The sequence below is a fragment of the Novosphingobium sp. 9 genome (assembly GCF_025340265.1).
Taxonomy (GTDB): domain Bacteria; phylum Pseudomonadota; class Alphaproteobacteria; order Sphingomonadales; family Sphingomonadaceae; genus Novosphingobium.
This window is the reverse complement of sequence record NZ_CP022707.1, coordinates 73,794-97,825: the sequence shown is the minus strand read 5'-3', so window position 1 is coordinate 97,825 and position 24,032 is coordinate 73,794. Positions and strand designations below refer to the sequence as shown.

Here is a 24,032-nt window from a genome sequence, read left to right as displayed (position 1 = left end):
TGGACAGAAGAGTTGCGTTTAGCTCACGCGAGGCATGTCCCGGTTGTGGGACAGGTCACTTCCCCCACTTCTTCTGCTGCTTGCCGTAGCGGGTCTTGCGGGTGCCGGGCTTGCCTTCGTTGCTGCGGCCCACGAGGGGCGCCTTGTGTTCGCTGGGGGCAGGCCGAGTTCGGTCTGTTCCATGCGGCGGATTTCGTCGCGCAGGCGGCCGGCTTCCTCGAATTCGAGATCGGCGGCGGCGGCGCGCATGCGCTTTTCCAGATCCTCGATATAGGCGCGCAGGTTGTGGCCGACGAGGTTGTTGGCGCCGCTCTCGGTCTCGATCTCCACCGTCACGCCATCGCGCGCGGCGGTATCGGCGACGATGTCGGCGATGCGGCGCTTGATCGTCTGCGGGGTGATGCCGTGCTCGTCGTTGTAGGCCTGCTGGCGCGCGCGGCGGCGGTCGGTCTCGGCGATGGCGCGCTCCATGGAGCCGGTCATGCGGTCGGCATAGAGGATCACCCGGCCATCCACATTGCGGGCGGCGCGCCCGATGGTCTGGATCAGCGAGGTTTCGCTGCGCAGGAAGCCTTCCTTGTCGGCATCGAGAATGCAGACGAGGCCGCATTCGGGAATGTCGAGGCCCTCGCGCAGCAGGTTGATGCCGATCAGCACGTCGTAGACGCCCATGCGCAAGTCGCGGATCAGCTCGATGCGCTCCAGCGTCTCGACGTCGGAATGCATGTAGCGCACCCGCACACCCGCCTCGTGCATGAACTCGGTCAGATCCTCGGCCATGCGCTTGGTCAGCGTGGTGACGAGCGTGCGATAGCCGTTCGCGGCGGTCGCCTTGCACTCCACGATGCAGTCCTGCACCTGATCCTCGACCGGGCGGATATCCACCGGCGGGTCGATCAGCCCGGTCGGGCGGATGACCTGTTCGGCGAAGACGCCGCCGCTCTGCTCCATTTCCCAGCCGCCGGGCGTCGCCGAGACCGCGAAAGTCTGCGGGCGCATCGCGTCCCATTCGTTGAAGCGCAAGGGGCGATTGTCGATGCAACTGGGCAGGCGGAAGCCGTATTCGGCCAGCGTGATCTTGCGCCGGTGGTCGCCGCGCGCCATCGCGCCGATCTGCGGCACCGTCTGGTGGCTTTCATCGATGAACAGCAGCGCATTGTCGGGCAGATATTCGAACAGCGTCGGCGGCGGCTCGCCGGGGAGGCGCCCGGTCAGGAAGCGGCTGTAGTTCTCGATGCCGTTGCACGATCCGGTGGCGGCGATCATTTCGAGGTCGAAATTGGTGCGCTGCTCCAGCCGCTGGGCTTCCAGCAGCTTGCCTTCGGCGTTCAGCTCCTTGAGCCGCTCTTCCAGCTCGAACTGGATGGCGGCGCTGGCCTGCTTCATCGTCGGCCCCGGCGTGACATAGTGCGAGTTCGCATAGACGCGCACCGCGTCGAGCGTTGTGCCCTTCTTGCCGGTGAGCGGATCGAACTCGGCGATTTCCTCGATCTCGTCACCGAAGAAGGACACGCGCCAGGCCATGTCCTCGTAGTGTGAGGGGAAGATTTCGAGATTGTCGCCGCGCACGCGGAAGGTGCCGCGGGTGAACGCCGCATCGTTGCGCTTGTACTGCAGCGCGACAAGTTTGCGGATGATCTCGCGCTGGTCCTGATTTTCGCCCTTCTTCAGGTCGAAGATCATCGCCGAGTACGTCTCGACCGAGCCGATGCCGTAGATGCACGATACCGAGGCGACGATGATCACGTCGTCGCGCTCCAGCAGCGAGCGGGTGGCCGAGTGGCGCATCCGGTCGATCGCCTCGTTCACCGAGCTTTCCTTCTCGATGTAGGTGTCCGACCGGGGCACGTAGGCTTCGGGCTGGTAATAGTCGTAGTACGAGACGAAGTATTCCACCGCGTTGTCGGGGAAGAAGTCCTTCATTTCGGCATAGAGCTGCGCGGCCAGGATCTTGTTGGGCGCCAGGATCAGCGCGGGGCGCTGCAATTCCTCGATCACCTTGGCCATGGTGAAGGTCTTGCCCGAGCCGGTGACGCCCAGCAGCACCTGCGTCTTTTCATCGACGCGCGCGCCTTCCACCAGTTCGGCGATGGCGGTGGGCTGGTCGCCGTTGGGCTGATAGTCGGAAACGACGGTGAAGCGTTTGCCCGGCAGCGACTTTTCGGGGCGCTGCGGCTTGTGCGGCACGAAGGAGCCCGAGGTATCGGGTTCCTCCAGCCCTCTGCGGATCACGAGTTCGGCCATGTGGAACATATGGGGTATATCGCGCGTGGCTGCAATGGCCGGACTTTTCGCCCGATGCAGTCTCTCTTGGCACGGGAGGCAAGCTGTGTCAGGCGCTCGCGCTCTCGAATGTGGAGTCGCGCGGGTGATGGCAGGGTTTCGGACGGCAGGGGGCGTTTGCGCATTCGTCCTTGCAGCGATGCTCACAGGCTGCGGGCAGGGGCACAAGTCGGCGGACGACGTGCGCGCCGAAGTCGCCAAGCTGGAGCGGCCCTTGCCTGGTCGTTACGAGCAAACCTCCTCGATCACGCGCTTCGATGTGCCCGGCATGGACCCGGCCGCGCTCGCGCAGCTGCGCCAGATGATGGAGCGTACGCAAGTCCAGACGCTGTGCCTCACCAAGGCGCAGTCGGACGCCGGGTTCAAGGCGATGTTCGCGCGGCTGGAGCAGGGCGGCCAGTGCCATTACGCACACTTCACCGTGACTGGCGGCAAGATCGATGCACAGATGACCTGCAAGGGGCAGAACGGCGGTACAGCTGCCATAAACATGACCGGTACTATCGGCGCGCAGGGCTCGGACGTAACGGTCGCAATGGACCAGACCGGGCTGCCCGCGCCTGCCGAAACGGTGGCGATGACGATGCATATGGTCACGCGCCGGACCGGCGAGTGTGATAACGGTAAACCCTGAGCGGCGGCATCAGGGCACGACAACAGGAACGCGACAGGACCGGAACGGAACGGAACGGAACGGAACGAATTTCACGACAGGCCATGGCGAAGAGCAATCCGTACACCACTGACCGGATGACGGCTGCCGGAGGATCTCCGGGTGCCTCGGCGGACTGGCGCGAGGCGATCTCGCGGCGGGCGGCGCTGGCGCGTGAACGGCGTCCGTCCAGTGCACGGGCGCCTTCGCTCAAGCTGCTGTGGTCGGAACTCGGCTCGCTGCTGCGGCTGGAGCGTTCGTCGGCAGGGCATCTGGCCGGCGGGAAGCCCGTGCGGTCCACGCATGTCGCGGGCGGGGCTCGGCCGCAGCTTGTCATGCTGCTGCCCGGTTTCGGTGCACACCCCAAGCGGATGCGGCGGCTGCGTCTGGGGCTGGAAGCGGCGGGCCATGAAGTCCACGACTGGGGGCTTGGCGTCAATTTCGGGCCGAACCCGGCCAACTTCGCCTTCCTGATGCGCCGCGTGGGAACGCTGGCGCGGGCGCGGCGCCAGCCGGTGACGCTGATCGGCTGGAGCCTTGGCGGCTTGTTCGCGCGCGAGATCGCCCGGCGCGAGCCCGAGGCGGTATCGCGCGTCATCACCATGGGCACGCCGTTCTCGGGCGATCCGCGCAACAACAATGCTTGGCGCGCCTATCAGGTGATCACCGGGCATTCGGTGGACGCCCCGCCGGTAGACTGCGATTTCGCCACCAAGCCTCCGGTGCCGACGATCGCCTTGTGGAGCCCGCGCGACGGCGTGATCCACCCGCGCTCGGCCTGCGGCTGGCCGGGCGAGCGCGATCTGGCGGTGGCGGTGCGCTGCACGCATCTCGGCTTCTCGGGCGATCCGCGCGTGGTGGCCGAAGTGCTGCGCCAGCTTCAGGCGGCGATCTAAAAGCGCCGCTTCTCTGCGATGAGGCGTGCCGGGGCATCGCCCGTGTGCGTGCCTTGCCGGTTCGATGAACCGCTCCGCCAACCCCAGTTCAGCTACTCTGGGGTACAAGCTGAACGACATCGGGGGAGGAAAAGGAGCGACACCATGACCCGGACCCCGCTGTCCGATCCGACATCCGCCAGTGGCCCCAGCAACCGCAGCCGTTTGCGCCCGGTGCTGGCCACTGGATTGCTCGCGCTTTCGCTGATGCTGGCCTCCTGCGGCAAGTCCGATCGCGGCACCGAGGCGACGCCGACCAGCGGTTTCAGCGATTTTGCCTGGGGCGGGATCAACCCGGCAGGCGATGCACCGCTTCCGGACGCCCAGCCTATGCTTGATACACCGATGCTCGACACCGCGCCGCCGCCCGCGCTGGCTGCGCCCACGGGAGCCTCGCGCTATCTGGCCTCCAGCGGCCCCGCGCCGGTCCAGTACCTCCCGCAATATCGCGATTACCCCGCCGACGATGGCGGCTATGTCAGCGATCCCGATGCGGGGGCCTATGACATGCTCGCGCTCGCCTCGACGCTGGGGCTGTGTTCGGCTCGGCCCCGCCCGACTATGGCTTCGACTATGGCGACGAGCGCCCGTGGGCGTGGGAGACCGGCGACCGCTACGTGCGCTATGCCGAGCCGATCGATCAGGGCTATCGCTACTATTACTACGGCCCGGATTCCGACCAGCCCTATCTCGTGCGCGATCCGTGGTACAGCTATGGCTACCGCGACGGGCGGCTGGCGCAGATTTACGGGCGCGACGGGCGGGTGCTCGATGCGCGCCGGGCGCTGGTGCAACGGCGCATGGCCGACCGTTACTATGCCCGCGCTCTCGCCATGCGCCGCGCTGCCGAGAGCGAGCGCCATCAGGGTGTTTCGGCGCAGAACTGGGCGCGCCACCGCGTCGCCATCGCCCGCGCGCAGGATGACTGGGATCGCGATGCCGCACGCCGTCCGGGCTGGGAGCAGTGGAACGACCGCCACGCGCCCGTCGTCGCGGCGCGCTGGACGCAGGAGCGCGCCGTCCGCCGCTTCGCGGGCGATCGCTTCGCGCGCTGGCAGCAGGCAGGCTTTCGTGGGAAGTCGCCCGACTTCTACCGCGAGGCCGCCGACGATAGCCGGTTGCAACGCGACATTCGCACCCAGCGCCAGCAGGCGGTCCGGCAGGCTCAGATGCAGGCCCGGATTGGGGACGTCAGTCGGCAGGACAATCGCGAGCAGGACCGCCAGAGAGAGCGGCAGGCTCAGCGTGAGCAGGTCCAGCGCGAGCAGCAGCAACGCCTGATCGCGGCCCGGACGCAACGTCAGCAGATGCAGCAGCAGCGTCAGTCGCAGGCGCGTGAGGCGTCGATGCATCGCCAGCAGGCCGCGCGGATGCAGCAGCATCGCCAGTCGCAGGCGCGCGAGGCCTCGGACCATCGTCAGCAGGCGGCGCGGATGCAACAGCAGCGCCGGTCGCAGGCGCGTGAGGCGGCGGTCCATCGCCAGCAGGCTGCGCGGGTTCAGCAGCAGCGCCGGTCGCAGGCGCGCGAGGCCTCGGTGCATCGTCAGCAGGCCGCGCGGGTGCAACAGCAGCGCCAGTCGCAGGCGCGTGAGGCGGCGGTCCATCACCAGCAGGCCGCGCGGGCACAGCAGCATCGCCAGTCGCAGATGCGCGAGGCGTCGATGCATCGTCAGCAGGCCGCGCGAGCACAACAGCAGCGTCAGGCCCAAGCTCGTCAAGCCCAAGCTCGTCAGGCCCAATCGAGGCCGCATGGCGGTGGGCATGGCGGGCCGCGAGACGGGCACGGCGGCGGACATCCCGGCCATCCCTGAGGCCGGGACGGTGTGTGTCGGCTAAGGCTGAATGACGATCAACCCTGAGCCTTGTCTGCCGGGATGGCGGGAGGCGCGGCTGTGGTCGGCGTGCCGAGGTTGAGGTAGCCGGAATAGGCGTGGTCGCGGGTTTCCTTCAGGACCACGCCGCGCGGATAGCGCTTGTGCGATGGGCCAAAATCGCGGGCTTCGCAGGTGGGTGCAGGGGGGGAGTGTGCGTGTCGGCAAAGCACGACCACTGGGCGCCGCCATTGCCGCTGGCATCGAGTGTGACGGTGGCCTTGCCCGGCAGCCACCCGGCCATCGGCATGTAGCGCTGCGCGCCGAATGTCACCGGCGCGCGCCGGGCATGGACATTGCCGACCAGCGTCAGCACGAGGGCGCCGGGCTTTCCGGCGGATGATCCGAGGGCGTGCTCGACATGGGCGGCCATCGCCTTTTCGTAAGATTCCGGCGTGGGCGTTGGCGCCATCGGTTGCATGGCGACCACTGCCGTTACCTGCCCCTCGCGCCGCATCGTGAGCAGTCGCTCGATCAGGCCCAGCATGGCGACGCTGGAGCGGCCATCCCTGGGCCCGTCCTTCCACATGGGTTGCGCCAGCCAGGCCGCGCGGGCCTCGGCCCCGCCATCGGAGGCCAGATAGGCATCGAGCGCGGCCTGTTCGCTGTCCGGCAATTCCAGCGCGATCGTCAGCGGACGGCCTGTTCGCGCGGCCAGACAGGCGAGATCGCCGAAGGCCTGCGGCGTTTCCATCGTCCCATGCTGTTCGCCGACAACGATCCACTGCACCTTGCGATCGGTCAGCAGCGAGGCCGTGCCGGGGATCGGCGGGCAGGGCGCGGCCATGGCGGCGGCAGAGGTCAGCACGGACAGCACAGCATCCAGCATCGGTGTACTCTCCTTTCGTGTCAGTTGACGGGCGCCCGCCGACGATAGCTCAGCGCCTCGGCGATATGCACGCGTTTCACTGAGTCCGACCCGGCCAGATCGGCAATCGTCCGGGCGACCCGCAGGATGCGGGTATAGCCGCGCGCGGACAGGCGCATCGCCTCGGCGGCCTGCAACAGCAGTTTCTGGCCTTCGGCATCGGGGCGGCGTGGCGTTCGAGAAGCTCGCCGTCGAGTTCGGCATTGGTGCGCGTCGCGGTGCCTTCGTAGCGCCCGGTCTGGCGCGCGCGCGCCCTTGCCACGCGGGCGGCAACTTCGGTGCTGCCTTCCTTAGGCGGGGGCAGGGCGAGATCGACCGCGCGCACCGGATCGACATCGACGTGCAGGTCGATACGGTCGAGCAGCGGCCCGGAGATCTTCGCCTGATAATCGACCGCGCATTTCGGCGCGCGCGAGCAGGCGAGGGCGGCGTCCGTCAGATGTCCGCAGCGGCATGGGTTCATGGCGGCGATCAGCTGGACGCGGGCCGGAAACGTCACATGCGCATTGGCGCGCGCCACGCTGATCTCGCCGGTCTCCAGCGGCTGGCGCAGCGAATCGAGCACGGCGCGCTGGAACTCGGGCAGTTCGTCGAGGAACAGCACGCCCAGATGCGCCATGCTGACCTCGCCGGGGCGCACGCGCAGGCCGCCGCCGGTCAGCGCCGCCATCGAGGCGGAGTGGTGCGGGCTGCGGAACGGGCGCGCGCGGCTGATCCGCCCTTCCTCCAGCGTGCCCGCGACACTGGCGACCATCGAGACTTCCAGCGCTTCGGGCGCGGTCAGCGGGGGCAGCACGCCCGGAAGGCAGGCCGCCAGCAGCGACTTGCCTGCGCCGGGAGGCCCGTTCATCAGGAGGTTGTGCGCGCCCGCTGCGGCGATTTCCAGTGCGCGCTTGGCCGTTTCCTGCCCCTTCACCTGCTTCAGGTCCGGCCCCGGCGTCGGCGTCTCCACCGCGCCGGGAGCAGGGGCGGGCAGCACTTGCGTACCCTTCAGGTGGTTGATCAGGCTGATCAGGTTGGGGTGGCGATGACGGGCACTCCACTGGCCCAGCGCGCTTCGGAGCCTTGCGCGGCGGGGCAGATCAACCCCTTGTCGGCGCCGCTGGCGTGCAGCGCCGCCAGCAGCACGCCGGGCGAGGGGATCACCCGCCCGTCGAGCGCGAGTTCGCCCACCGCCACGTAATCCGCCAGTTGCTCGGCATCGAGAATGCCCATCGCGGCGAGCAGCGCCAGTGCCACCGGCAGGTCGTAATGCGAGCCTTCCTTGGGCAGATCGGCGGGCGAGAGGTTCACCGTGATGCGCTTGGCCGGCAGCGCCAGCCCCAGCGGGTCAGCGCGGCGCTGACCCGCTGGCGGCTTTCGCCCACCGCCTTGTCGGGCAGGCCGACGAGCGCGAAGGCAGGCATGCCCGGCGCGATCTGGCACTGCACTTCCACAGGCCGTGCCTCCAGCCCGAGATAGGCCACCGTCGATACCAGCGCGACCACCGGGGGCATGTCCTTTCCGGTCCGAAATTGCAGGAAATCCCGGCGGAATTACGGGCTTCCGGCGGGCGTTGAGGTTTCGGCAAGGAGTATCGGGTAATAACCCTAAGGTCTCGCGCGGAAATCATGCCTTACAGCGATTTAACCCTGTTCCTCACCGCTTCGGTAAGCGGTGCGGGCGCATGTTCCGACCATGCGCTACAGCTTCGCTCTTCTGGCCTTTTCGGCCCTCGGTACGGCCCCTTTGGGGGCTGTCGCCGCGCATGCCGAAGTCAGCGTGGCGCACGCGGAGCCCCAGGGGCCGGTGATCGCTTACGAAACGCTCGATCTCGATGCCGATCGCATCGTGCCGGGCGGCGAGCGTATGATGCTGCTGAGCGTTGGGCACCCTGGCGGTAAAGCCCCCGGAAGTGCCGCCTACGATTCGGGGCTGGGCGCGCCGAACTACGACAATCCCATCGCGATCCCGCGTGGCATTGCCCGCTACGGCCCGTTCCGCGTGCTCGATTCGCGACGGGCCGCGCTGGTCGATGTGACCGACGCGCGCAGCCCTGCCGCGTTCGCCGCGATGGTGCGCGATCATCCGGGGCTTGCCGAGATCGACATGATCGACTGCCCCGGTACCGAGGACGACGTCGCCAACTTGCGCCTTGGCCGGATGATCCGCGCGAGGGGCATGGCGACATATGTGCCGCGCGGCGGCTCGGTGCGCTCGGGCGGGGTCGAACTGTTTCTGGCGGGCGCCCGCCGCGCTGCCGATCACGGTGCCGAGTTCGCGGTCCATTCGTGGATGGACGATTCGGGTCGCGAGCCTGCGGACTATCCGCTGACCGCGCCTGAAAACCGTCGCTATCTCGATTACTACCGCGAAATGGGGATGAGCCGCGCCGAGGCCGTCGCGTTCTATGCGATGACCAATTCGGTGCGCTTCGATCAGGCCCGCTGGTTCGGCGCCGAGCAGATGGCCCAGTGGGTGATGCTCACCCCTGCCAAGGGCCTGAACGCCAGCGTCCTGCGCGCCCCGACCCTCGCGCTGGCGCGCTGAAGGCGACGAGAGCCTCTCGTCACTATCTCTTTTCCGTCGTCATTCCCGCGAAGGCGGGAATCCCGTTTCATCGCGCGTATCGCCTCGGGGCATGATTGGTAGAGTTGCCGGGGCCGGTTGCATGTGTCTGTCGGCAGGCGTAGCGGTGCGCGTGAGCTTTCCTGCGAGATCGCATGTCGTGCTCCCCGACCCCTCGCACGCTTCCTTGACTCTCCCGGCGGATTTGCGTAAGCGCGCCGTCTGTTTAGCGGCCTCTCGAAACGGGTGGCCTAGGTTATCCGTTTTTCGAGGTTTGTCATGAAGCGCACTTTCCAGCCCAGCCGCCTTGTCCGCGCCCGCCGTCACGGCTTCCGCGCCCGCACCGCGACCGTCGGTGGCCGCAAGGTTCTGCGTGCCCGTCGTGCACGCGGCCGCAGCAAGCTTTCGGCCTGATTTCAGCCAGCCTCCGGGCTGGTCATGATACCGGCCCGCGTTGCCTTTCCGGGGTTCGATGCGCTTCGTGCGCGACGAACCGGAGTGGCGGCGCGGGTCGGTCTCGTTTCCGGCCCTGCTGATTCGCGCCCGCTGATTCGCAGCTGCCTCCGGCCATGACCGCGCCTTACGCCACGATGACCCGCCGCGCCGATTTCGTCGCCGCGAATCGGGGCTTGCGAGTCGCGCGGGCGGGCTTCGTGCTGCTGGCCTATCCCAACGGCGGGCAGGGGATGCGCGTCGGGTTCACCGTCACCAAGAAGATCGGCAACGCCGTCGTGCGCAATCGCATGAAGCGGCGGCTGCGGGCGCTGGTGCGCGAGATACTGCCTGCGCATGGTCTGGCGAATACCGATCATGTGCTGATCGGGCGCGAATCGGGCATCGAGCGTGACTTTGCGCTGCTGCGCGAGGAGCTGCTGATGGCGCTGTCCCGCGCGCAGGCGGGCAAGGGCGATCCGCCGCGCCGGCATCCTTCGGGCAAGCGTTCGGGAGGCGGAAAGCGCCCCGGCGGCGGCAAGCCTGCGCAGAACTCGGGCAAACCGACGCCGACAGCTGGCGTGGACGGCACGCGGTGAAACCCGTGACAGCCCGCAGCCTTGCCTTTGTGCGGCGGCTTCCGGGGCTGCTGCTGATCGGCATCGCGCGGGCCTGGCAGCTGGGTCCTTCGCGCCTGATGCCGCCGACCTGCCGCTATACGCCCTCCTGCTCGCAGTACGCGATTGAGGCAGTCCGCCGCCATGGTGCGATTAAGGGTGGATGGCTGGCGTTCTGGCGTATATTGCGCTGCCAACCCTGGGGCGGGTGCGGCCACGATCCCGTGCCGGACTGACCTTGCGCCCCTATACATAGACGATTGAGTGGATGCGGCCTGCGTTTCTTGCGGTCCGCGACGGATCGAAGACGACAGGAAGCGACCCTCGGTGAACAATCAGCGCAACATGATCCTTGCGGCACTGCTGACAGTGCTCGTGCTGTTCGGATCTCAGTACGGGATGAACTACTTCTACCCGCAGCCCAAGGTGCCCGCGAAGGTCGCCGAGCAGCAGGTGGCAGACCCGGCAGCGGCGGCCAGCGCGATCAAGCCCACCCGTGAAGGCGGCATCCGCGATGCTGCCGATCAGGCGCTTGAGGCGAAGGATCTCAAGACCGAGCTGGCCACCGGCCCGCGCCTGCCGATTTCGGCGCCTGGCGTTTCGGGTTCGGTGAACCTGAAGGGCGCGGTGATCGACGATCTCGTGCTCAACCGTCACCGCGAAACCGTCGAGAAGAATTCCGGCCCTGTGCGCATCTATTCGCCTGCCGGCACGCCCGCGCAGGAGTTCGCGCAGTTCGGCTGGGTCGGCGCTGCCGGCACCACCCCCACCGGCGACACCCTCTGGACGGTTCCGGCCGGTGCCAAGCTGACGCCGCAGACCCCGGTGACGCTGACCTGGGACAACGGTCGCGGCCAGACCTTCGGCATCACGCTCAAGATCGACGACAACTACCTGATCACGGCCACGCAGACCGTCGCCAACCGCGCGGGCGGTCCGCTGCAGGTCCAGCCCTTCGCGCTGGTCAACCGCACCGACCTGACCGCCAGCCTCGACAGCTGGCAGGTTCATGCCGGGCCGATCGGCGCCTATGACGGTTCGGTCAGCTTCGGCACCAACTACAAGGACGTGGTTGCCGCCCAGCAGGTGAAGGAAGCAGGCCAGACCAACTGGATCGGCTTCACCGACGTCTACTGGATGAGCGTTGTCGCGCCTGTCGATGCCAAGGCGGCGGGTTCGTTCCGCGCGCTCGGCAACGACCTGTTCCGCGCCGATCTCGTCTACGACCAGAGCGTGTTGCAGCCGGGCCAGAGCCTGTCGCGTACCACCAAGCTGTTCGCGGGCGCCAAGGAATATGACGTCTTGGCCGCCTACGAGAAGCAGGGGCTGACCAACTTCGACCTGTCGATCGACTGGGGCTGGTTCCGCTGGTTCGAGAAGCCGATCTTCTGGCTGCTCAACAGCCTGTTCCACATGGTCAGCAACTTCGGCGTGGCAATCATCCTGCTGACGCTGATCGTGCGCGGCGTGATGTTCCCGATCGCCCAGCGCGGTTTCGCCTCGATGGCGGCGATGCGCGCGATCCAGCCGAAGATGAAGGCGATCCAGGAGCGCTACAAGGACGACAAGGCGCGCCAGCAGCAGGAGATCATGCAGCTCTACAAGCAGGAGGGCGTCAATCCGCTCGCCGGCTGTCTGCCGATGTTCCTGCAGATCCCGGTGTTCTTCGCGCTCTACAAGACGCTGACGCTGTCGATCGAAATGCGCCACCAGCCCTTCGTGCTGTGGATCAAGGATCTTTCGGCGCCCGATCCACTGCACATCATCAACCTGTTCGGCCTGATCCCGTTCGACCCGCCGGCCTACCTCGGCATCGGTATCCTGGCGCTGCTGCTGGGCGTGACGATGTTCCTGCAGTTCCGCCTGAACCCGACGCAGATGGACCCCGCGCAGCAGCAGATCTTCAACCTGATGCCGTGGTTCATGATGTTCGTGATGGCGCCGTATCCTGCGGGCCTGCTGCTCTACTGGATCACCTCGAACATCCTGACGATCGCCCAGCAGAAGTATCTCTACAGCCGCCATCCGCAGTTGAAGGCGCAGGCGAAGCAGGATGCCGAGACCGCCAAGGCCAAGAAGGGCGCCAAGGCCTGATCGGGCCGGGGCAGTACAGATGATGGATAACTTCAACCCAGACGATAACGGCGAACTTCAGGAACGCGCACGCAAGCTCTTTTCCGGGCCGGTGACGTTCCTGAGGAGCGCGCCGCAGTTGCAGTTCCTGCCCGATCCCACGGTGCCGGAGATTGCGTTCTGCGGTCGCTCTAACGTCGGCAAGTCCTCGCTGCTGAACGCGCTGACCGGGCGCAAGGCGATCGCGCGTACCTCGGTGACGCCGGGCCGCACGCAGGAGCTGAACTTCTTCGACGTGGGCGAGCCCTTGCAGTTCCGCCTCGTCGACATGCCCGGCTACGGCTTTGCCAAGGCGCCGCCCGCCGTCGTCGAGAAGTGGCGCCGTCTGGTGCGCGATTTCCTGCGCGGCCGCGTGGTGCTCAAGCGCACGTTGCTGCTGGTGGACGCGCGCCACGGCATCAAGCCGGTCGATGCCGACATGATGGAAATGCTCGACCAGTCGGCGGCGACCTATCGCATCGTCCTGACGAAGGCTGACAAGATCAAGGCGACCGAGCTGGACGCGGTCTATGCCGCGACCGTGGCAGAGGCGCGCAAGCACTCCGCCGCCTATCCGCAGGTCCATGTCACCTCCTCGGAAAAGGGGCTCGGCATCGAGGCCCTGCGCGCGGCGGTGCTGGGCGACTCGGAGCTGTAAGGCGATGGCGATGCGTCAGATCGCGGTGCTGCCCTATCGCGCGACCGGTCCCGGTATCGATGCGCCGGTGCGCATCCTGCTGGTGACATCGCGCGGCACGGGGCGCTGGGTGCTGCCCAAGGGCGGTCTGATGAAGGGCCTGTCGCCCCATGCTGCGGCCGAGGCGGAAGCGCTGGAAGAGGCAGGGGTGCTGGGCGCGGTGTGCCCGACGCCGCTGGGCTCGTTCCGCTATCGCAAGCGCCGCGATTCGGGCGCGTCGGTGTGGGCGGACGTCGATGTCTTCCCCTTCGCCGTGACCGAGGAACTCGATACCTGGGAAGAGCAGCACCAGCGCGAACGTCGCTGGTTCACGATGGCGCAGGCGGCCGAAGCGGTCGACGAGGAAGACCTGCGCGCGCTCATCCGTTCGTTCGGCGCGCGCGAATTCCGCGCCGCCACAAGTCCTGCCCGCTTCTTCGGAGCGATGGCCGACAAGACAGGGGTCAATACGATGTTTGCCTGGTTCCAGAAGCTGCTGCCGCAGCAGGGCAATTTCTTCGATCTGTTCGAGCAGCAGTCGCAGACGCTGGTTGCCGGTGCCGATGCGCTCGCCCGCCTGATGCAGGGCGGTCCGGGCCGCGCGCAGCATATCCGCGAGATCGAGGAGCGCGAGCATGACGCCGATAACGTCACCCGCGAAGTGCTCCAGACGGTGCGCCGCACCTTCCTGACGCCGTTCGACCGTTCGGCGATCTCGGACCTGATCTCGACGATGGACGATGCCATCGACGAGATGCAGCAGGTGGCGGGCGCGGTGAACCTCTATGACGTGACCGAGTTCGAGCCCGAGATGCGCGACATGGCCGCGATCATCGTCGAGGCCGCGCGCGTCGCTGCCGAAGCGATGCCGCTGCTGCGCAAGATCGCCGACAACGCCCATCGCCTGCACGAGCTGACCGAGCGCCTCGTGCGCATGGAAGGCCATGCGGATTCGATCCACGAGACGGGCCTCAAGCGTATCTTCCAGGCCAGCCAGGGCGGCGATCCGCTGCAGTTCATCGTCCGTCAGGAGATGTTCAAGCGGCTGGAGCGCGTGGTCGACCGCTTCGAGGATCTGGCGAACGAGATCGACGGTCTCGTGATCGATCACGCCTGACGGCGGCGGACCTCCCATGGACCACAGCCTTGCCTTTCCGCTGCTGATCGGCCTTGTCGCGCTCGCGCTGGCGTTCGACTTTCTCAACGGCCTGCACGATGCGGCCAATGCCATCGCCACGGTGGTCGCCACGCGCCTGCTCTCGCCGGTGCTGGCGGTGCTGTTCGCCGCTGCGGGCAACTTCGCGGCCTACTGGTTCGTCGGCCTCCATGTCGCCGAGACGGTCGGCAAGGGGATCATCAACGTCGATGCGGTGACGCCCGCCGTGGTGTTCGGCGCGCTGGTCGGTGCGATGTTCTGGAATGTCGTGACCTGGATCAAGGGCATCCCTTCGTCCTCCAGCCACGCGCTGATCGGTGGGCTGATCGGTGCAGGGATAGCCGCTGCCGGTCCCGGCGTTGTCGAAAGCTCGGGCACGATCAAGACGCTGATCGCCATCGTCGCCTCGCCGATCCTGGGCTTCATCATCGCCATGGCGCTGATGCTGCTGACCGCGTGGATGTTCAAGGGCTTCACCCCGCGCGGTGCAAACTCGGTGTTCAAGGTGCTGCACCTGTTCTCGTCCGCCGCCTATTCGATCAGCCATGGCGGCAACGATGCGCAAAAGACGATGGGCGTCATCGCCGTGCTGCTCTATTCCACCGACCATATGCAGGGCGCGTTCCACGTTCCCGAATGGGTGGTGATCTCGTGCTATTGCGCGATTTCGCTGGGCACGCTGTCGGGCGGCTGGAAGATCATCAAGACGATGGGATCGAAGCTCACCAAGCTGAACCATCACTCGGGCTTCTGCGCTTCGTCGGCGGGCGCAATCGTGGTGTTCGGCGCCAGTGCGATGGGCATTCCGGTTTCGACCACCCATGCCATCACCGGCTCGGTCGTCGGCACCGGCGCCGCGCGCCGCGCCAGCGCCGTGCGCTGGTCGGTCGCCAGCCGCGTGATCGTCGCCTGGGTGGTGACGATCCCCGCCAGCGCCGTGGTCGGCGCGCTGTTCTTCGAGATCACGCGGTTGTTTTGATTGTTCTTGTTCGAGCTGACGCTCGAATGCGGCACCGGCCCACGCCCTCACCCACCACCCGACGAGAGTATCCTGAACCGGGTGGTGGGTGGGGGCGTGGGCCGGTGCCGCAAGCCTCCTGCGGATGCAGGAGGCGTACTTAGCCAAGACTCCGGATCACGAACACTCGACACGCCCGCCCCCAGCTTCTAGGCCCTTGCTCCTGTAACGGAACCAACCGCAAGACCTGAACACTGGGGACGCGCGTGAAGCTGATTATCGGCAACAAGAACTATTCGAGCTGGTCGTTGCGCGGCTGGCTGGCGTGCAAGCAGTCGGGCCTCGCCTTCGAGGAAATCACCGTCCCGATCCTGGGCGACGACTGGGAGGAGCGCAAGCGCGCCTCGGGCGATCTCGCCCCTCGCAGGGGAAGGTGCCGATCCTGTGGGACGGCGAGGCGGTGGTGTGGGACAGCCTGGCGATCATCGAATACCTCGCCGACAAGGTCGGGCGCGAACGCTTCTGGCCCAAGGACGATGCCGCCCGCGCGATGGCGCGTTCGATGGTGGCGGAAATGCACGCAGGCTATCTGCCGCTGCGCCGCGCGCTGCCGATGAACATCCGCGCCCGCGTGACGCTGCAGGGGATCGACGACGAGGTGCGCGCCGATATCGTGCGCATCCTCCAGCTCTGGGCCGAGGCGCGGGCGCGCTTTGGGCAGGGCGGCCCGTTCCTGTTCGGTACCTTCGGCGCGGCGGACCTGATCTATGCCCCCGTCGTCAGCCGCTTCCTGACTTACGGCATCGGTGTGCCCGGCTTTGCGCAGGCCTATATGCAGGCGGTGTGGGAGCATGACTGGACGCAGGCCTGGATCTCTGCCGCCGAGTCCGAGGACTGGGTGATCGAACAATATGAAACTCCGGTGAGGTAAGCCCCCGATGCGTCGTTTCCTTCTGCTCATGGCCGCGCTCGTCGGCTTCTCCTCGCTCGCGACGCCTGCCATGGCCTGGGGCTATCTCGGCCATGCCACCGTGGGTGAGATCGCGATGGCCAACGTCAAGCCTGCGACCCGCGCGGCGATCCAGCGGCTGATGAAGTCGCAGTCCGGGCTCGATACGCCCGAATGCGCGATGACCTCGATCGACAAGGTGGCCACCTGGCCGGACTGCATCAAGGGCGAGAAGGGGCGCTGGGCTTTCCAGAGTTCGTGGCACTATCAGGACCAGCCGGTCTGCGGCACCTTCGACATCAAGGCCAACTGCCGCGACGGTACGTGCGTCACCGCGCAGATCGCGCGCAACGAGAAGCTGCTCGCCGACCGTAAGCTGGCGCCGGTGCTCCGCCTTGAAGCGCTCTCGTTCGTGGTCCACTTCGTGGGCGACGTGCACCAGCCGCTCCATGTGGGGGAGAACGAGGATCTGGGCGGCAATACCGTGAAGGCGCAGTACGGCGATGCGCCGGGCCGCAACCTCCACTCGATCTGGGACACCACGCTGGCCGAGCGCGCAATCACCTCGGCCCGCCCGCCGCTCGTGCGCGTTTACAGCAAGGCCGAGAGGGCCGAAATGTCGGGCGGTACGCCCGAGGACTGGGCCCGCGAAAGCTACGAGATCAGCCGCGACGTGCTCTATCCGCTGGCCTTCGGCGGCAAGCTGCCCTGCGGCAGCAAGGAACCCCAGAAGATCGTCTGGACCAATGCGGCGATCGAGCAGACGATCCCGGTCGTCGACAAGCGCATCCAGCAGGCGGGCCTGCGCCTTGCGAAGATGCTGGATGCCGCGCTGGGGTAAAGGATAGGCGCGCGGCCTATTCCTTCGCCGGATAGGCCGTGCCGTCGCGGTGGCAGTAGCCGCGCTCGTTCCAGATCATGTCGAGGTCGGGATATTCGCCGCCGCGATCGGTGCCCGCGCTGATCGCCACGAAGACGCAGTCGGCCTCGCTCTCGTTGATCAGATGATGCCCGTCCTCGACATCGGCGGGCCAGGCGCAGACGTCGCCGGGACGAATCATGGTACGGGTGCCATCCTCGATCAGCACCGCTTGGCCTGCGATCATCACCAGCAGCTCGTCCTCGCCCCGGTGCCAGTGGCGCTGGCTGGACCACGCGCCGGGTTTGAGCACGACATGGCTCGCGCCCATGTGGGTGAGGCCGCCCGCAGGGGCGAGGCGCTTCCACCAGCGACCTTCGACCTGCGCATCGTAGGGCGCGGGATAGCCTGTGGCGTTCGAGGGGGCGAGGGCGTCGATATCGATCCGGGGCATCGCTCTGTTATGTCCTGATGGGCTATGGTCATTGGCCGGTCGCTGTGCGATGGCGCAGGACATGTCCCAGATCACGCTGTCCGCCTCAAGCCCCGACGCCGCCGAGGTGATCCGCCTCGCCCATGACCTGATGGCTTGCGAAAGCGTCACGCCTGCCACCGGCAAGGTGTTCGACGTGTTCGAGAAGCAGCTCGCGCCGCTTGGCTTCGAGGTCCATCGCTTCGTGGCGGGAGAAGCGCCGGACGGCCCGGTCGAGAACATGTTCGCGATCCGCCGCGGTCCCGAAGGTTCGCGCCACTTCGCCTTTGCCGGCCACCTCGACGTGGTGCCGCCGGGCGAGGGCTGGACCAGCGAGGCCTTCGCCCCCGAAGTGCGCGGCGATCTGCTTTACGGTCGCGGTGCAGTCGACATGAAAGGCTCGATCGCGGCGATGGCAGCGGCCGTGGCGACGATCCCGGCGGACGCGGGCACGGTCAGCTTCATCATCACCGGCGACGAGGAAGGCCCCGCCGTCCACGGCACCCGCGCGCTGATCGACCACATGCGCGCGATCGAGACATTCCCCGATCTCATTCTCGTGGGCGAGCCAACCTCGGTGCATCGTCTGGGCGACATGATGAAGATCGGGCGCCGCGGTTCGGTCAATATCTTCCTCGATGTCGAGGGCGTGCAGGGCCACGTCGCCTACCCGCATCTGGCCGATAACCCGATCACCAAGCTGATGGCGATGCTCACCGAGCTGAAGGGGCTGGTGCTCGACACCGGGACCGACTGGTTCCAGGCATCCAACCTCGAAGTGACCGACCTCACCGTCGGCAACCCGGCGCACAACGTGATCCCGGCGAAAGCCTCGGCACGTATCTCGATCCGCTTCAACGATACCCATACCGGCGCCAGCCTCTCTGCACTGGTCAGCGAGATCGCCGAGCGCCATGGCGGTACCGCGCGTCCGCTGATCTCGGGCGAGGCGTTCCTGACCGAACCGGGCGAGTTTTCCGCCCTGCTGGCCGACGCGATCCGCGCCGAGACCGGGATCGAGCCGGAACTCTCCACCAGCGGCGGCACGTCCGATGCGCGCTTCCTCAAGGATGTGGCGCCGGTGATCGAATTCGGCCTGTGCAACGCGACGATGCACAAGCGCGACGAGGCCGTGGCCGTCCCCGATCTCGAAGCCTTGGTGCGCATCTACCGCCGCGTGACGCTGGCCGCGCTGGCGGCTCCTGAAAGCCTGTAACAAAGCGTTGCAGGGTAGCGGATCGGCGCGTCCTGATCGTTAAGGCAAGTTACACGAAGACCCTCGCGGCATAGCCTCGCGGGGGCGAAGGCACGTATCGGGCATTGCGGCGCGGGAATCGCGCTGTTACCATCGTGCGCAACATTATTGCGGGGGTCGCAACTTGGGTAAGCGTCTTACACTTTTCATCATCATCGGCATGGTGCTCGGCATCGTGGTCGGCTGGCTGCTCAACACCACGCTGACGCCTGCCGATCCGTCGCTTGCGAAGATCGCCGACTACTTCAAGTTGCTGCCCGACGTTTTCCTGAAGCTTATCAAGATGATCATCGCGCCGCTGGTGTTCGCGACGATCGTCACTGGCATCGCCAATATGGGTGACAGCACGGCGCTCGGCCGGATCGGCGGCAAGGCGCTGGGCTGGTTCATCTCGGCCAGCCTGATGTCGCTGGCGCTGGGCCTGATCCTCGTCAACCTGTTCCAGCCGGGCGTCGGCGTCGGCCTCCAGCCCACCGGCGACCTCGGCTCGCTGTCGACCGGCGAGCTGTCGTTCCGCCACTTCGTGCTGGAAATCTTCCCGACCAGCGCGTTCGACGCGATGGCGAACAACAATATCCTGCAGATCCTGGTGTTCTCGGTCTTCGTCGGCGTCGCGCTCACCGCCATCGGCGAGAAGGGCAAGATCATAGTCGAGGGTACCGAGGCGCTGGCTGACCTCATGCTCCAGATCACCGACTATGTGATGCGCTTCGCGCCCTTCGCGGTGTTCGGCGCGCTGACCAGCGTGATCGCCACCAAGGGCCTCGGCATTGTCGTGACCTATGGCGTACTGATGAGCGAGTTCTACTTCAGCATGGGCCTGCTGTGGGTGATCCTGTTCGGCATCGGCGCGCTGTTCCTGGGGCGGCGCATCTTCACGCTGGCCCGCTATATCCGCGAGCCGCTGCTGCTGACGTTCTCCACCGCCTCGTCCGAAGCGGGCCTGCCCAAGCTGTTCGAGCAGCTCGACCGTTTCGGCGTGCCGCGCCGCATCTCGGGCTTCATCCTGCCGCTGGGCTACAGCTTCAACCTCGACGGCTCAATGATCTACATGACCTTCGCGACGATGTTCATCGCGCAGGCCTATGGCATCCACGTCTCGATCGAGCACCAGATCATGATGCTGCTGACGCTGATGGTCAGCTCCAAGGGCATCGCCGGAGTGCCGCGCGCCAGTCTGGTGGTGATTGCCGCGACGCTGACCCAGTTCGGCCTGCCGGTGGAAGGCATCGCCCTGCTGCTGGGTATCGACACCTTCCTCGACATGGGCCGTTCGGCCACCAATGTCGTCGGCAACGCGGTGGCGACGGCAGTGATCACGCGCTCGGAAGGGATGCTCCAGCCGTCGGTGGACGATACGCCGGAGGATCGCCATTCGCCGCATCACTCGGCTTCCGAGGGACGCAAGGGGTTGAACGTCGATCCGGCTCAGGTTGAGGCGTAAGGCTCAGATAGAAGGATGATGCCGGGGCCTTGGGGCCCGGACCCCGTTACGTCTTCCGGCGCGAGTGTCGCTTATACACACACCTTCGTCATTCCCGCGAAGGCGGGAATCCAGTTCGACATTTCGGTTCGCGGAGCGTCTTGAGACTGGCGCTGCGCATTCTGGATTCCCGCCTTCGCGGGAATGACGAAGTGAGGGGGGTAAGTTATAGTCAGCGGTAGCGGCCTAGCCTTGGCAATACCCTATCGTCGGGAGACGTTCAGGGGGTGCAGGGGGGCTCTGCTCCCCTGCGTATTCCTTCCCCTAACTTTCAAACCTCAAGCTGCCGCAGCCCGCACCTTCGGCGCTTCGCTCTTGGGCTTGAAGCTGCACAGGTCGTCCACCGGGCAGCGCCAGCATTCGGGCTTTCGCGCCTTGCAGATGTAGCGACCGTGGAGAATCAGCCAGTGGTGTGCGCCGACCCGGAAGGGCTGGGGCACGTTCTTTTCCAGCTTCTTCTCGACCTCCAGCACGTTCTTGCCCTTCGCGAGGCCGGTGCGGTTGCCGACGCGGAAGATATGGGTGTCGACCGCGAAGGTCTCAGCCCCGAAGGCGCAGTTCATCACCACGTTGGCGGTCTTGCGCCCGACGCCGGGCAGGCCGACCATGGCATCGCGGTCCTCGGGCACTTCGCCGCCGTAGCGATCGACGAGGATCTGTGAGAGCGCGATGACGTTCCTGGCCTTGGTGTTGAACAGGCCGATCGTCTTGATGTGCTCTTTGAGGCCCTCTTCGCCCAGATCGACCATCTGCTGCGGCGTCTTCACCTCGCGAAACAGTGCACGGGTGGCCTTGTTGACGCCCACGTCGGTCGCCTGCGCAGAGAGCGTGACGGCGACCAGCAACTGGTAGGTGTTGCCGAATTCCAGCTCGGTCTCGGGCGAGGGGTTAAGCTCGGCGAGGCGGCGGAAGAATTCGAAGATCTCGGCCTTCTTCAAAGCCCCAAGACCTCGGGCATGGTGTAGCGACCGGGCGCCTTGCCCAGCAGCCACTGGCCCCCGCGAACCGCACCCTTTGCGAAGATCGAGCGGTTCTCGGCCATGTGCGAGAGGGCAAGGCGCTCGTTATCGCCGAGGAAATGCACGGTGTGATCGCCCGCCACGGTGCCGCCGCGCAGCGCCGCGAAGCCGATGGTGCCCGCCTCGCGCTTGCCGGTGATACCGTCCCGCCCGCGCACCGAGGCATCCGCCAGCGAAACGGCGCGGCCCTTGGCGGCGGCCTCGCCCAGCAGCAGCGCGGTGCCGGAGGGCGCGTCCACCTTCATGCGGTGGTGGCTCTCGACGATCTCGATATCCCAGTCCTCGCCCAGCCGCGCGGCGGCCTCGCGCACCAGATGCGCCAGCAGGGTGACGCCGAGCGAGGTGTTGCCGGTCTGGAGCACGGGAATTTCCTGCGCGGCCTGATCGATCAGCCAGTGGTGGCGTTCCTCAAGGCCGGTGGTGCCGATGAGGATCGGCACGCCCGCAGCCATCGCGGCATCGAGATTGGCTTCGAGCGCTTCGGGGCTGGAGAAGTCGATCAGCAAATCCGAGGCTTTTGCGAGCACCGTCACATCGTCGCCCCGCCCGGCGCCGCCTGCGAAGTCCTCGCCCACATCTGCCAGTGCGAGTTCGATCGCCTGTCCCATGCGCCCCTTGCTGCCCAGTATTCCGAATCGTGCCACTTGCCGTCTCCTGCAATCGCTGGTCTCATGGCGGCGATGGCAGCACACCGCAACATCCTGATCCTGACCGGCGCAGGGATCTCCGCCGAAAGCGGCATCGACACCTTCCGCGGGGGAGGTGGCCTATGGGAGCAGCACCGCGTCGAGGACGTGGCGACGCCCGAGGCCTTCGCGCGCGATCCCGATCTGGTGCTGCGCTTCTACGACATGCGCCGTGCCGCGATCCAGACCAGGGAACCCAACCCCGCGCATGCCGCGCTCGCCCGGCTGGAGCAGCTGTGGCCGGGCGAAGTGACGGTGGTGACGCAGAACGTCGACGATCTGCATGAGCGCGCCGGATCGCACAACGTGATGCACATGCACGGCGAGCATCTTTCGGCCTGGTGTACGGCCTGCGGCGAGCGGATGGGGTGGACCGGGCCATTGCTCGACCGTCCGCCGTGCCCCTCGTGCGACGAACCGTCGCTGCGCCCGGACATCGTGTGGTTCGGCGAGATTCCCTATCGCATGGAGGAAATCCACGCCGCGCTCGACCGGGCGGACCTGTTCGTCTCGATCGGCACGTCGGGCGCGGTCTATCCGGCGGCAGGCTTCGTGCGTCTGGCGCGCGAGATCGGCGCCGAAACGCTGGAGATCAATCTGGAGCCCTCGCAAGGCACCCACTGGTTCGACGAGGCCCGCCACGGCCCGGCGGGCAGGCAAGTGCCTGCATGGGTGGAGGAACTGCTGGCGGGGCTTTAGGGAGCCGCGTCGTAAGGATGGGGCATTGCATAGCCCTCTCCCTTCAGGGGAGAGGGGAGCCGCGGCCTAACCCCTCTCAACTCCGGCTAGTCAGCAAGCTGCCAAGCCTTCGTATCTCTCCCCTGAAGAGGAGAGAGGATACGTCCGCAACAGGGCGCGTGCAGACCTACGCGCTCTCGCCTGTCCGAAATGACGAACACAGCCACTCCAGTCTTGCCATGGAATGTTGCCCCTAGCCCCGCGTCTTGCGACGGATCAGGCCTTCCTGCGTCACGCTGGCGATCAGCTGGCCTTCGCGGGTGAAAACCGAGCCGCGGGTGAAGCCGCGGGCGTGTCCGGCCTGCGGGCTTTCCATCGCGTAGAGCACCCAGTCGTCGAGCGGGGGCGTCTCGTGGAACCACACTGCGTGATCGAGGCTGGCGAACTGCATGTCGGGCGTGAACAGGGTGACGCCATGCGGCAGCACGGACGTGCCCAGCAGTGCAAAGTCGCTGGCATAGGCCAGCAGGACCCGCGCCATGGCGGGGGAGGCGCCAAGCGGCGAGGCGAGGCGCAGCCAGGTGCGTTGGGCGGGAATGCCGCCGACCGGCTCGCACGGAGGGCAGGGGCGCATCTCGAAGGCGGCGAGGCGATCGACGAGACTGGCAGGCATTGAGCGCCCCACGGCAGCCAGCGCCTCCGCGAGCGAAGGGCACTTTTCGGGCGACGGTACGCGCGGCGTGTCAAGCTGATGCGCGAAGCCGGGTTCGGACCGATGGAACGAGGCGGCAAGGTTCAGGATCGGCACCCCGCCCTGCGTTGCGACCACCCGGCGATGGGTGAAACTGCCACCGTCCATGTCGCGCAGCACGCGGAAGATCACCGGGCGGGCGGTGTCGCCTGCGCGCAGGAAATAGGCGTGGAGCGAATGCGCCGGGCGCGAGCCGTCGAGATCGTGCCCCGCTGCGGCAAGCGCCTGTGCCACGACCTGACCGCCGAAGATGCGGGCGGCAGGGCCGGGTAGCGCGGGCGCGCGGAACAGGTCGGTGTCGATCGGCTCGACTTCCAGGAACGCGGCAAGGTCCGCCGGACGGGCGCGCAGGATGTCGGTATCGGTCATGCCTTCTTGCCCTCCGGCTGATCGCCCAGCCAGTCACGCGCCTGCTGCTCGATCAGCGCGAGTTCCTCCAGCGTCTGTTCCAGCGCGTGCTTCTGGCGGCGCAGTTCGTCCATGCGCTGGCTGACGCGGGACAGCAGCGCGCGCACCTGCTCCTGATGCTCGGGATCGACGTCGTAAAGGTCGAGGAATTCCTTGATCTCGCGGATCGAGAAGCCCAGCCGCTTGCCGCGCAGGATCAGCTGCATCCGGCCGATCTCGCGCCGGGAATAGATGCGCGTGGTCCCGGCCCGTTGCGGGGCGATCAGGCCCTTGTCCTCGTAGAAGCGCAAGGTGCGCATGGTGACGCCCAACTGCACGGCGGCTTCCTGAATCCCGAACATCTCGTCTGCAGGCGGAGTTGCCGC

Annotated in this window: 21 protein-coding genes and 5 pseudogenes; 16 read left to right on the top strand and 10 right to left on the bottom strand. The window is 66.8% G+C overall.

Annotation, left to right across the window (positions count from 1 at the left end):
• Window positions 1–55: 55 nt before the first annotated feature.
• Window positions 56–2,244 (bottom strand): annotated as a pseudogene (gene uvrB, locus CI805_RS00420) (excinuclease ABC subunit UvrB).
• A gap of 178 nt (window positions 2,245–2,422) precedes the next feature.
• Here uvrB and CI805_RS00415 point away from each other — a divergent pair.
• From CI805_RS00415 to CI805_RS00405, 3 genes are all read left to right on the top strand, one after another.
• Window positions 2,423–2,917 carry a DUF3617 domain-containing protein gene (locus CI805_RS00415; RefSeq protein ID WP_260924972.1) on the top strand — a complete coding sequence of 165 codons (495 nt, stop codon included), beginning with the start codon at window positions 2,423–2,425 and terminating at the stop codon, window positions 2,915–2,917.
• Between the two features lie 83 nt (window positions 2,918–3,000).
• A complete protein-coding gene (locus CI805_RS00410) occupies window positions 3,001–3,831 on the top strand; it encodes an esterase/lipase family protein (protein WP_409934910.1) in 831 nt (276 codons plus the stop codon).
• Window positions 3,832–4,406: 575 nt separating this feature from the next.
• A complete protein-coding gene (locus CI805_RS00405) occupies window positions 4,407–5,681 on the top strand; it encodes a hypothetical protein (protein WP_260924970.1) in 1,275 nt (424 codons plus the stop codon).
• Window positions 5,682–5,817: 136 nt separating this feature from the next.
• Here CI805_RS00405 and CI805_RS00400 read toward each other — a convergent pair whose 3' ends face one another.
• From CI805_RS00400 to CI805_RS21030, 4 genes and pseudogenes are all read right to left on the bottom strand, one after another.
• Window positions 5,818–6,570 (bottom strand): hypothetical protein, encoded by a 753-nt coding sequence (locus CI805_RS00400; protein WP_260924968.1) that lies wholly within the window; start codon window positions 6,568–6,570, stop codon window positions 5,818–5,820.
• A gap of 20 nt (window positions 6,571–6,590) precedes the next feature.
• Window positions 6,591–6,800: pseudogene (locus CI805_RS21040) on the bottom strand (ATP-binding protein); the annotation flags it as partial.
• Window positions 6,801–6,875: 75 nt separating this feature from the next.
• A pseudogene (locus CI805_RS21035) lies at window positions 6,876–7,525 on the bottom strand (ATP-binding protein); the annotation flags it as partial.
• A 95-nt stretch (window positions 7,526–7,620) separates the two neighbouring features.
• A pseudogene (locus CI805_RS21030) lies at window positions 7,621–8,015 on the bottom strand (magnesium chelatase domain-containing protein).
• 271 nt (window positions 8,016–8,286) lie between these two features.
• Here CI805_RS21030 and CI805_RS00390 point away from each other — a divergent pair.
• The 10 genes and pseudogenes from CI805_RS00390 (at window position 8,287) to CI805_RS00345 (ending at window position 16,897) form a co-directional block, all read left to right on the top strand.
• Window positions 8,287–9,138, top strand: a complete 852-nt coding sequence (locus CI805_RS00390) for an alpha/beta hydrolase (protein WP_260924965.1) — start codon at window positions 8,287–8,289, stop codon at window positions 9,136–9,138.
• A gap of 297 nt (window positions 9,139–9,435) precedes the next feature.
• On the top strand, window positions 9,436–9,570 hold the full coding sequence (rpmH, locus tag CI805_RS00385) for a 50S ribosomal protein L34 (RefSeq protein ID WP_086494189.1): 135 nt from the start codon (window positions 9,436–9,438) through the stop codon (window positions 9,568–9,570).
• Window positions 9,571–9,725: 155 nt separating this feature from the next.
• Entirely contained in the window at window positions 9,726–10,187 is a 462-nt protein-coding gene (gene rnpA, locus CI805_RS00380) for a ribonuclease P protein component (RefSeq protein ID WP_260924951.1), read from the top strand.
• The gene (gene yidD, locus CI805_RS00375; protein ID WP_260924943.1) at window positions 10,184–10,441 is read left to right on the top strand and encodes a membrane protein insertion efficiency factor YidD; all 258 of its coding nucleotides are present in this window, start codon (window positions 10,184–10,186) and stop codon (window positions 10,439–10,441) included. The genes rnpA and yidD overlap by 4 nt, the downstream gene beginning before the upstream one ends.
• A gap of 91 nt (window positions 10,442–10,532) precedes the next feature.
• Complete coding sequence (gene yidC / locus CI805_RS00370; RefSeq protein ID WP_260924941.1) at window positions 10,533–12,299, top strand: membrane protein insertase YidC; 1,767 nt, start codon at window positions 10,533–10,535, stop codon at window positions 12,297–12,299.
• Between the two features lie 22 nt (window positions 12,300–12,321).
• Window positions 12,322–12,975 (top strand): ribosome biogenesis GTP-binding protein YihA/YsxC, encoded by a 654-nt coding sequence (gene yihA, locus CI805_RS00365; protein ID WP_260928006.1) that lies wholly within the window; start codon window positions 12,322–12,324, stop codon window positions 12,973–12,975.
• A gap of 10 nt (window positions 12,976–12,985) precedes the next feature.
• Window positions 12,986–14,110: a DUF47 family protein gene (locus CI805_RS00360; RefSeq protein ID WP_260924939.1), complete on the top strand. Its 1,125-nt coding sequence runs from the start codon at window positions 12,986–12,988 to the stop codon at window positions 14,108–14,110.
• Window positions 14,111–14,126: 16 nt separating this feature from the next.
• Window positions 14,127–15,128 (top strand): inorganic phosphate transporter, encoded by a 1,002-nt coding sequence (locus tag CI805_RS00355; protein WP_260924937.1) that lies wholly within the window; start codon window positions 14,127–14,129, stop codon window positions 15,126–15,128.
• A gap of 245 nt (window positions 15,129–15,373) precedes the next feature.
• Window positions 15,374–16,038 (top strand): annotated as a pseudogene (locus tag CI805_RS00350) (glutathione S-transferase family protein).
• 7 nt (window positions 16,039–16,045) lie between these two features.
• Window positions 16,046–16,897 carry a S1/P1 nuclease gene (locus CI805_RS00345; RefSeq protein ID WP_260924936.1) on the top strand — a complete coding sequence of 284 codons (852 nt, stop codon included), beginning with the start codon at window positions 16,046–16,048 and terminating at the stop codon, window positions 16,895–16,897.
• Window positions 16,898–16,913: 16 nt separating this feature from the next.
• On the opposite strand, the gene CI805_RS00340 is transcribed toward CI805_RS00345, so the two are convergent.
• Window positions 16,914–17,369: a cupin domain-containing protein gene (locus tag CI805_RS00340; RefSeq protein WP_260924934.1), complete on the bottom strand. Its 456-nt coding sequence runs from the start codon at window positions 17,367–17,369 to the stop codon at window positions 16,914–16,916.
• A 61-nt stretch (window positions 17,370–17,430) separates the two neighbouring features.
• Between CI805_RS00340 and dapE the strand changes: the two genes are divergently transcribed.
• Complete coding sequence (gene dapE / locus CI805_RS00335) at window positions 17,431–18,603, top strand: succinyl-diaminopimelate desuccinylase (RefSeq protein WP_260924932.1); 1,173 nt, start codon at window positions 17,431–17,433, stop codon at window positions 18,601–18,603.
• Between the two features lie 163 nt (window positions 18,604–18,766).
• Complete coding sequence (locus tag CI805_RS00330; protein ID WP_260924930.1) at window positions 18,767–20,086, top strand: dicarboxylate/amino acid:cation symporter; 1,320 nt, start codon at window positions 18,767–18,769, stop codon at window positions 20,084–20,086.
• Window positions 20,087–20,403: 317 nt separating this feature from the next.
• On the opposite strand, the gene nth is transcribed toward CI805_RS00330, so the two are convergent.
• Both nth and dapB read right to left on the bottom strand, forming a co-directional pair.
• Window positions 20,404–21,063: an endonuclease III gene (gene nth / locus CI805_RS00325; RefSeq protein ID WP_260924928.1), complete on the bottom strand. Its 660-nt coding sequence runs from the start codon at window positions 21,061–21,063 to the stop codon at window positions 20,404–20,406.
• Entirely contained in the window at window positions 21,060–21,788 is a 729-nt protein-coding gene (gene dapB, locus CI805_RS00320; protein WP_260924927.1) for a 4-hydroxy-tetrahydrodipicolinate reductase, read from the bottom strand. The genes nth and dapB overlap by 4 nt, the downstream gene beginning before the upstream one ends.
• Window positions 21,789–21,824: 36 nt before the next feature.
• Here dapB and CI805_RS00315 point away from each other — a divergent pair, with 36 nt between their 5' ends.
• The gene (locus CI805_RS00315) at window positions 21,825–22,529 is read left to right on the top strand and encodes an NAD-dependent deacylase (protein ID WP_260924926.1); all 705 of its coding nucleotides are present in this window, start codon (window positions 21,825–21,827) and stop codon (window positions 22,527–22,529) included.
• Window positions 22,530–22,761: 232 nt separating this feature from the next.
• Here CI805_RS00315 and CI805_RS00310 read toward each other — a convergent pair whose 3' ends face one another.
• Window positions 22,762–23,628: an acyl-CoA thioesterase gene (locus tag CI805_RS00310; RefSeq protein WP_260924924.1), complete on the bottom strand. Its 867-nt coding sequence runs from the start codon at window positions 23,626–23,628 to the stop codon at window positions 22,762–22,764.
• The gene (locus tag CI805_RS00305; RefSeq protein ID WP_260928005.1) at window positions 23,625–24,008 is read right to left on the bottom strand and encodes a MerR family transcriptional regulator; all 384 of its coding nucleotides are present in this window, start codon (window positions 24,006–24,008) and stop codon (window positions 23,625–23,627) included. Before CI805_RS00305 ends, CI805_RS00310 begins: the two co-directional genes overlap by 4 nt.
• Between the last annotated feature and the right edge of the window lie 24 nt (window positions 24,009–24,032).

Bases quoted from the DNA above. Each gene is read 5' to 3' on its own strand.
- CI805_RS00415 (WP_260924972.1), top strand. From the start codon at position 2,423: ATGCTCACAGGCTGCGGGCAGGGGCACAAGTCGGCGGACGACGTGCGC.
- CI805_RS00410 (WP_409934910.1), top strand. From the start codon at position 3,001: ATGGCGAAGAGCAATCCGTACACCACTGACCGGATGACGGCTGCCGGA.
- CI805_RS00400 (WP_260924968.1), bottom strand. From the start codon at position 6,570: ATGCTGGATGCTGTGCTGTCCGTGCTGACCTCTGCCGCCGCCATGGCC.
- CI805_RS00390 (WP_260924965.1), top strand. From the start codon at position 8,287: ATGCGCTACAGCTTCGCTCTTCTGGCCTTTTCGGCCCTCGGTACGGCC.
- rpmH (WP_086494189.1), top strand. From the start codon at position 9,436: ATGAAGCGCACTTTCCAGCCCAGCCGCCTTGTCCGCGCCCGCCGTCAC.
- rnpA (WP_260924951.1), top strand. From the start codon at position 9,726: ATGACCGCGCCTTACGCCACGATGACCCGCCGCGCCGATTTCGTCGCC.
- yihA (WP_260928006.1), top strand. From the start codon at position 12,322: ATGGATAACTTCAACCCAGACGATAACGGCGAACTTCAGGAACGCGCA.
- CI805_RS00360 (WP_260924939.1), top strand. From the start codon at position 12,986: ATGCGTCAGATCGCGGTGCTGCCCTATCGCGCGACCGGTCCCGGTATC.
- CI805_RS00355 (WP_260924937.1), top strand. From the start codon at position 14,127: ATGGACCACAGCCTTGCCTTTCCGCTGCTGATCGGCCTTGTCGCGCTC.
- CI805_RS00345 (WP_260924936.1), top strand. From the start codon at position 16,046: ATGCGTCGTTTCCTTCTGCTCATGGCCGCGCTCGTCGGCTTCTCCTCG.
- CI805_RS00340 (WP_260924934.1), bottom strand. From the start codon at position 17,369: ATGCCCCGGATCGATATCGACGCCCTCGCCCCCTCGAACGCCACAGGC.
- dapE (WP_260924932.1), top strand. From the start codon at position 17,431: ATGTCCCAGATCACGCTGTCCGCCTCAAGCCCCGACGCCGCCGAGGTG.
- CI805_RS00315 (WP_260924926.1), top strand. From the start codon at position 21,825: ATGGCAGCACACCGCAACATCCTGATCCTGACCGGCGCAGGGATCTCC.
- CI805_RS00310 (WP_260924924.1), bottom strand. From the start codon at position 23,628: ATGACCGATACCGACATCCTGCGCGCCCGTCCGGCGGACCTTGCCGCG.
- CI805_RS00305 (WP_260928005.1), bottom strand. From the start codon at position 24,008: ATGTTCGGGATTCAGGAAGCCGCCGTGCAGTTGGGCGTCACCATGCGC.